At 66.3% G+C, this 6,592-nt stretch carries 6 protein-coding genes and 2 pseudogenes; 1 reads left to right on the top strand and 7 read right to left on the bottom strand.

What is annotated here, in order from left to right:
* Nucleotides 1–17: 17 nt before the first annotated feature.
* Nucleotides 18–74: pseudogene (locus tag MFF42_RS23250) on the top strand (hypothetical protein); the annotation flags it as partial.
* 111 nt (nt 75–185) lie between these two features.
* Here MFF42_RS23250 and MFF42_RS23245 read toward each other — a convergent pair.
* The 7 genes and pseudogenes from MFF42_RS23245 to MFF42_RS23215 form a co-directional block, all read right to left on the bottom strand.
* Nucleotides 186–770 (bottom strand): annotated as a pseudogene (locus MFF42_RS23245) (alpha-glutamyl/putrescinyl thymine pyrophosphorylase clade 3 protein); the annotation flags it as partial.
* A complete protein-coding gene (locus tag MFF42_RS23240; protein ID WP_017483144.1) occupies nt 767–1,789 on the bottom strand; it encodes a thymidylate synthase in 1,023 nt (340 codons plus the stop codon). The pseudogene MFF42_RS23245 and the gene MFF42_RS23240, both read right to left, overlap by 4 nt.
* A gap of 493 nt (nt 1,790–2,282) precedes the next feature.
* Entirely contained in the window at nt 2,283–3,143 is an 861-nt protein-coding gene (locus tag MFF42_RS23235; RefSeq protein ID WP_043376518.1) for a LysR family transcriptional regulator, read from the bottom strand.
* Nucleotides 3,144–3,168: 25 nt separating this feature from the next.
* Nucleotides 3,169–4,188, bottom strand: a complete 1,020-nt coding sequence (locus MFF42_RS23230; protein ID WP_183669216.1) for a phosphonate dehydrogenase — start codon at nt 4,186–4,188, stop codon at nt 3,169–3,171.
* A gap of 8 nt (nt 4,189–4,196) precedes the next feature.
* Nucleotides 4,197–5,030, bottom strand: a complete 834-nt coding sequence (gene phnE, locus MFF42_RS23225) for a phosphonate ABC transporter, permease protein PhnE (RefSeq protein WP_017483141.1) — start codon at nt 5,028–5,030, stop codon at nt 4,197–4,199.
* 3 nt (nt 5,031–5,033) lie between these two features.
* Nucleotides 5,034–5,906 carry a phosphate/phosphite/phosphonate ABC transporter substrate-binding protein gene (phnD, locus tag MFF42_RS23220; RefSeq protein WP_238258100.1) on the bottom strand — a complete coding sequence of 291 codons (873 nt, stop codon included), beginning with the start codon at nt 5,904–5,906 and terminating at the stop codon, nt 5,034–5,036.
* 12 nt (nt 5,907–5,918) lie between these two features.
* Nucleotides 5,919–6,566 carry a phosphonate ABC transporter ATP-binding protein gene (locus tag MFF42_RS23215; protein WP_444980423.1) on the bottom strand — a complete coding sequence of 216 codons (648 nt, stop codon included), beginning with the start codon at nt 6,564–6,566 and terminating at the stop codon, nt 5,919–5,921.
* Between the last annotated feature and the right edge of the window lie 26 nt (nt 6,567–6,592).

Raw genomic sequence — 6,592 nt, 5'->3', positions numbered from 1 at the left:
CGGTAGTTGACAGCTACGTGAGATGGATCGGACCTGCGGGTCACGCCCGCTTTTTCGCCGATGTCGTCAGGCGGGCCGGCAACGACCCCCACGCCATCTTCGACGTCCTCTACCGCGAGCTCCCGATGCCGACCGAAGGTCGGCATCGGGAGCTCGCGGTAGAGGACGTCGAAGATGGCGTGGGGGTCGTTGCCGGCCCGCCTGACGACATCGGCGAAAAAGCGGGCGTGACCCGCAGGTCCGATCCATCTCACGTAGCTGTCAACTACCGCGCTCATGGGACGGGAGGCGTTCGGGCGGAGGCTCTCGTACTTGCGGTGGTTGCCGAACTTGCCGCGGATCCCCTGCCAATTCGCAGCGAGCCACGCGTTGAAGGCCGCGGGGTTGCCGCTGACCGTCGCCCAGTCCCACCTTCCCTGTCCGAGCCGACCGTAGACGTCGCGCAAGCGCAGCCAACCGGTATCCACGGGACGCGCGAAGTGGGTCATCAGGAAGACCAGCCAGGCAGCCTCGTCGACGTCGCCGTTCTGCACGTGGTAGGCGACCGCGCGTTCGGCATCGAACCCGGGATCGTTCGGGTCGGCCCGACGGGGATGGATCGGCCCGCGCTGGACGACCTGGTAGTAGCTCTCGCGCCGCAGGCTGGCGATGAACTGCGTGGCGAGGCAGTCGAGCGCCGCGGGCGCCGCGATGCCCGGGAGAGGATGCTGGTGCCGGCTCAGGGAGTTCGCGATGCGCGTCTTCTCCCCGGCCCAGGACGGCCACGTCACTCCGGCTTCCTCCTCGCGTCGACGGGTTCGCGGGGCGACGGTTCCTTGAGCCTCGCTCCCCGGCGGCCCTCAATATAGGCACGATAAGCAGGCTCTTGAAGCTCGGCCTTCAACTCGTCGAGGCGAGCCTCGTCACCTGAGGACCAGAACACCTGCATCATCCGCAGGATGTCGGCCCAGTAAGGTTCCGGCAGGAGTTCGCCGGCGACGACCCGTTCTTTCAATCGGACCCGCCCCTCGGCGGCCACGAGAGCGTCGACATGCTCGAAGGGGTCGCCCTTCGGCATCTCAGGCATTTCGAACGTTCGCTGGTACCCTTCGTCCAGATACTCAAGGAGCGTTTCGTGGCGATCGTCGTAGAAATGCATGCTCCCGACATAGTGTAGGTACTCTCCGAGCTCGACTCCCAGGCGCCTCGCCATCATCTCCTGCAACATCGAGAAGCAGAAGACGTCGTGCGGCAATCCGAGGACGGCGTCGTTAGAGCGCATGTTGACCGACATGTGCAGCGAGCCGTCCCTAAGGTGGAACTGCAGGCTGATCGTGCACGGGGTCTCGGGGTGATGGAACGGCGTGCCGAGATCGGCAGGATAGTCGAGCGCGATGTCCTCGGCGTTGAAGAGCTGGATGACGGCGCGCTTGGACGAGGGCTTGTACCGCAGCAGGCGGATGACGCTATCGACCTGATCGATGCCGTTTCGCATGGCGAAGAGACGGGGGCCGTACCCACCAGGCACAACGCCGTCGACGGCCTCCTTCCTATAGTCGGGGATGTACGGCTCGATGAAATCGAGCCTGTTCGACTGGGTTAGGTACCAGAAGAACTCGCCGAGCGCGCTGAACGGCTTGCCTCGATTCTCGGATCGACTCAAGCGTGCCCTGGGCTTGGCGATGCGGAGCGCGACGCCCAGCATCTCGATCGTTTCGCCACGGGATCCCTTATTACGAGCGCCTTGGTCGAGCAGCCGCCGGTAGAGCTCGATCAGGATGTCGTCGAGGCCTTCGCCGCTGATTTCCACCTTCGGTCACTCCGCTCCGTGCCGGCTTAGACGTACAGGGCCGTCCCCGCTCGCCACCATATACGGGTGCACGTGGAGATGCCGGTAAGCCTCCAGGGCTCCTATCGCGCGCAGATCGTCCCTCGCACTTTCGTCCGGTCTCATTGCGCACCGGGAAATTGGATCGAGGGCAGTCGCCAAGGACACGGGTTGCGGGAAACGTCCGCTCACGGGCCACCTGCCACTCGGCGCTTGTAACGTCCAGTTTCGGAAACGACGAAATCAGCCTTAATGACCGACATGGAGCGCGAAGCCTAAGCTCCGGTTTTGGGCAGCGCGCTGATGTCGGCTTCTGGCGCGTTGCAGTCCAGACGGCGTGCGATGTCCTGACCTAGACCAGACGGCGCCGCCGTTCACGAAAATGCCGATTGGCTGCAAAGCGGAATGACTGACCAGGGTTGTAGCTGCCAGTCTGCGTTTCGCACCTAAACCGTCTCCGACCGGTACAACAGCCTTAATGAGCGGTCAGGACTGTGAGGAAGCTGCTGGCTCGCGCGGTTTCAGGCAGCGGATCGCGATAAGCCGCAAAGAGATTTTTGCTGAGTTCGATGCCTGCCACAGGCAATGCGGCCAGCACTCCGCTCCGCACTTCATCTTGAACCGAGCAAGCCATGACAATCGAGATCCCCAGTCTGGCCCGCACTGCGCGCTTCACCGCTTCCGTGCTGCCGAGCTGCCGGTCGAGGCGGAAGCCTGCACCGACCGCACCGAGGGCCTCGCGAAGAACACGTCCCGTCCCGCTTCCCGGCTCGCCTCCGAGCAGCGATGCGCCGGTCAGATCCTGTGGCGTCAGATGCGCCCGTCCAGCCCACCGATGGTCGGGATCCACGATGACAACGAGCGGTTCGCGACGCCATACGTGGGCATCCAGACCGGTTCGCGGCTCCCACCATTCCAGCAGTGCAACATCGATCTCGCCAGCTTCGAGCCGGGCGATGAGGTGAGGGTTGGTGGCAATTTCCGCGTCCGCGGTCGCGGCGTGCGTTTCCTCGTAGCGTCGCAGGATCTCCGGCATGAGGAAGGTGCCGATATTGCCTGAAGCGCCGATCGCGAGCCGGCTTCCCGCAACCGCCTCCTCCGCGCGTCGGCTGGCGCGGACCAACGCCTCTGCATGAGGGAGCAGGGCTCGTCCCTGGGGTGTCGGGCGACACCCCGCTGGATCGCGCTCGACGAGTGTCGCCCGCAGCGCCGTCTCCAGCTTGCGCACATGCTGAGAGACCGTCGGCTGGGACAGGTTGAGATACCGGCCAGCCGCGTGGAAGCTGCCCGTCGCCAGGACCGCTAGGAGCGTCTCCACGTATTGGAGGTTCAGCACCGGCGTCTTGCCACCCCCTCCGCGCTCAGTTCGCGCCATCGAACCCGCGCAGGCTATCGGGGTGGTTGATCGCGTCCGCGGGCACCAAGCCCTTTAGGGCGTCGAGAAGGTTATGGGCCGCCGCCGCCTCGATCCGGCGGCGCGTGTCGACGACACCCGAGCCGAGGTGCGGCGTGAACAGCGTTCGGTCCTCGTCCGTGAGCAGTCCGGGTGCGATGCGCCGCGGACGGTCGTCCAGTGCCCAATCCTCCATCTCGAAGACGTCGGCCGCGTAGCCCCCGAGGCGGCCTTCCGCGAGGGCCTCGGCCACGGCTGCTTCGTCCACGACCGAGCCACGACCGGCGTTGACGATCCGCAGTCCGGGGCTGGCTGCGGCGAGTGCGGCGGCATCGAGCATGTGGCGCGTGTCCGGTGTCAGGGGAAGCGCCAGGATTAACAAGTCGCTTCGACCCACCAGCGTGTCCCAGGATACGCGGCAAGCGCCGAGTTCCGCCTCAGCGGAAGCCGGAAGCGCCTGCTCATCAAAGTAGAGGAGTTCGCGTGCGCCGAAGCCCTTCAGCCTGCGCGTGATCGCCCGGCCCACCTTCCCCATTCCGGCAACGCCGACGACACTGCCGTACAGGCCGCTGCCGTACAGCCTCGGTCGCCAGCCGTCGAAGCTGGCCCGCACCGCCCGGTCGCCGGCCACCACGTTGCGGCACAGGCCGATGGCCAGGCCGACCGCCAACTCGGCCGTCGGCTCGGTCAGGAGGTCGGGAACGGCGGTGAGCCAGATGCCGGACCGTGTGCAGGCCTCTACATCGAAGTTGTCCCAACCCTTCAGCGCGCACGCAACCACCTTCAGGCGCGGGCAGGCCTCCAGGAAGCCGGCATCCACGCAGTCGGTCATGAAGGCCAGCAGGGCGTCCGCGTCCGAGCAGCGAGCGCGGACCTCTGCCACGGGCCAGGGCTCGGGGCCTGGGTTGATGTCGACGTCGCAGAGTTCCTCCAGGATCTCGCGGGTCTCAGGGAAAACGGGGTTCGTGACGACGACCTTGAAACGCATGGTGCTTCTCACTTGAGCCGGCGGCGCAGAGCCCCGCCCAGGGCGTCGACGAGCGTCACGGCAGCCAGGATGCAAAGCATGATGGCTGCGACCTGATCGTATTGGAGCAGGCGTAGGGAGGCGATGAGTTCGAAGCCGATGCCGCCCGCGCCGACGACGCCGAGCACCGTGGAGGCCCGGAAGTTGTATTCCCAGCGATAGAGTGTCGTGTCGGTGAGCTGCGGCAGGACCTGGGGCAGCACGGCATGCGTGACGACCTGAAGGGGCGAAGCGCCGGCCGCTCGTGCCGCCTCGATCGGCTTGTGGTCCACGTGCTCGATCGCTTCGGCGAAGAACTTGCCGACCATTCCGGTGGAATGCAGGCCCAGCGCCAGAACGCCCGGCAGCGCGCCGAATCCGACGGCCGCGACGAAGAAGATACCCATGATCAGTTCGGGGACCGACCGAAGCGCGTTGAGCAGCAGCCGGAACGCGCCGTAGACGAACGGGTGCGGACTCGTGTTGGGGGCAGCCAGCAGCCCGAGCGGCAGGGACAAGGTCACGGCGAGCACCGTGCCGGCCACGCTCATCGCGAGCGTGTCGACGATGGGTCCCACCCACGAGCGCCATCGCGTGAAGTCGGGCGGGGTCATCTCACCGAGAAGCTGCGCCATCGCGGGCGCGCCTTCGGCGAGGCGCCCCGGATCGAGAAGTCCCACCTTCCAGAGGCAGGCGAGGATCGCGGCGGCAGCCGGCAGGGCAACCATGAGCCGGCGGACCGACGCGCCACGGGCCCGTCCGAGAATGGCGTCATAGCCGTCGGCGGCACCGACCGCCGACGCAAGTGAGGGCGCTCGAGCCATCGCTCAGCCCTTCACCTTCGTCAAGTCGATGTTGAGGAGCTTGGCCGTCTCCCGAAGCAGGTCGTAGTCCGCGTCCGTGATGGGGGCGAAGGACTCGGCCTTGAACGGCTTGAGGATCACTGGATCCCTGATCTCTAGGAAAGCGGCCTTGATCTTCTCCTTGAGGTCCGGCGCGAGGTCGCCACGCACCGTCCAGGGATAGTTCGGGATCGGTCGGCTCTCCGCCACGACCTTGATCTTGGCCGGATCGATGCTCTTCTTCTCGACGAGGGCGGTGAAGATGGGCCGGCTGAGACCGCCGGCCTGCACATGGCCTGCCTGTACGGCCCGCGCGACGGCATCATGGGTGCCGAGATGCTGAAAGCCGTAGTCCTGACCGGCTTCGAGGCCAGCGTTCTTGAGCAGGGCCCGAGGGATGAGGTGGCTTGATGTGGACGCCGTGTCACCGAAGCCGACCGTCTTGCCCTTCACGTCGTCCGCTCGCGCGATGCCTGCGGCCACGTTGGCGATCAGGTAGCTGGTGTAGGTCGGCTGCCCGCCCGACACGAGTGCCGCGAACGGTTCGATTTCCGGCGAACGGCTCTTCGCGAGGACGTAGGAGAGCGGCCCGAAATAGGCGAGGTCGATACGCTTGAAGCGCATGGCCTCGATCATGGAAGAATAGTCGGTCGTGACCACGAGTTCGATGCGCTTATTGAGCCCCTGTTCAAGGTAGCTCTTCAGGCCCTGGTTGTTCTGGATGATCGTCGATGCGCTCTCGTCGGGCAGCAGCGCGACCTTGAGCGTGTCGGGATTCGCGCCCTGAGCCAGCGACGGTCCGGCACGCAGGACGGCGCTCAGCGCCAAGCCGGCGCCGAAGGTACGTCTCGAAATCATGATGGCTTTCCTTCAGACTGTTCGGGAGGCGTAGATCGCGGCCCGCCGCGCACGAGGAGCTTCGACGATGTCGACCGAGACCTCGGCGGGCCGTGCGCCGTAGATTCGCGACAGGACGCCGTCGCAGAGACGGGCTGGCGGGCCGTCGAAGACCACCTCGCCTCCACGGACCCCGACGACCCGGTCAGCGAAGTGCCGGGCCAGATCGACTTGGTGCAGGCTCACCACGGCTGAGATGCCGTCCGTCCGACAGATGCTGCGGAGGAGATCGAGCACCCGCGTCGCCGTCGCCGGGTCGAGGCTGGCTACCGGTTCATCGGCGAGGATGAGCCGGGGCCGCTGTGCAACCGCGCGCGCGATGCCCACCCGCTGCTGCTGCCCGCCGGAGAGCAGGTCCACGCGGGTGAGGGCGCGATCGAGAAGATCTACGCGCTCTAGCGCCTCCAATCCGAAACGTTGATCGCTCCGCGACGGAGGCCAGAGCGAGCGCAGGGTGCTCTGATGGCCGAGCCGGCCCATCAGGACGTTCGCGAGCGCGGTCAGGCGGCCGATCAGATGGTGGTGCTGGAAGACCATCCCGGTCACCGCCCGGTGGCGGCGCAGCGTGGCGCGGCTCGCGGCGATGTCTCCTACTCCAGGGGCGGAAACTCGTCCGCCCAACGAACGGCCGAGTTTCCGCCCCTGGA

The sequence above is a fragment of the Methylorubrum podarium genome, assembly GCF_022179745.1.
In the GTDB taxonomy this organism is placed as follows: Bacteria; Pseudomonadota; Alphaproteobacteria; order Rhizobiales; family Beijerinckiaceae; genus Methylobacterium; species Methylobacterium podarium.
Note: the sequence above shows the minus strand (reverse complement) of the source record. Positions and strands in the feature narration are given on the sequence as shown.

Excerpts from the sequence above, each read along its gene's own strand:
- MFF42_RS23230 (WP_183669216.1), bottom strand. The coding sequence starts at position 4,188 with ATGCGTTTCAAGGTCGTCGTCACGAACCCCGTTTTCCCTGAGACCCGC.
- phnE (WP_017483141.1), bottom strand. The coding sequence starts at position 5,030 with ATGGCTCGAGCGCCCTCACTTGCGTCGGCGGTCGGTGCCGCCGACGGC.
- phnD (WP_238258100.1), bottom strand. The coding sequence starts at position 5,906 with ATGATTTCGAGACGTACCTTCGGCGCCGGCTTGGCGCTGAGCGCCGTC.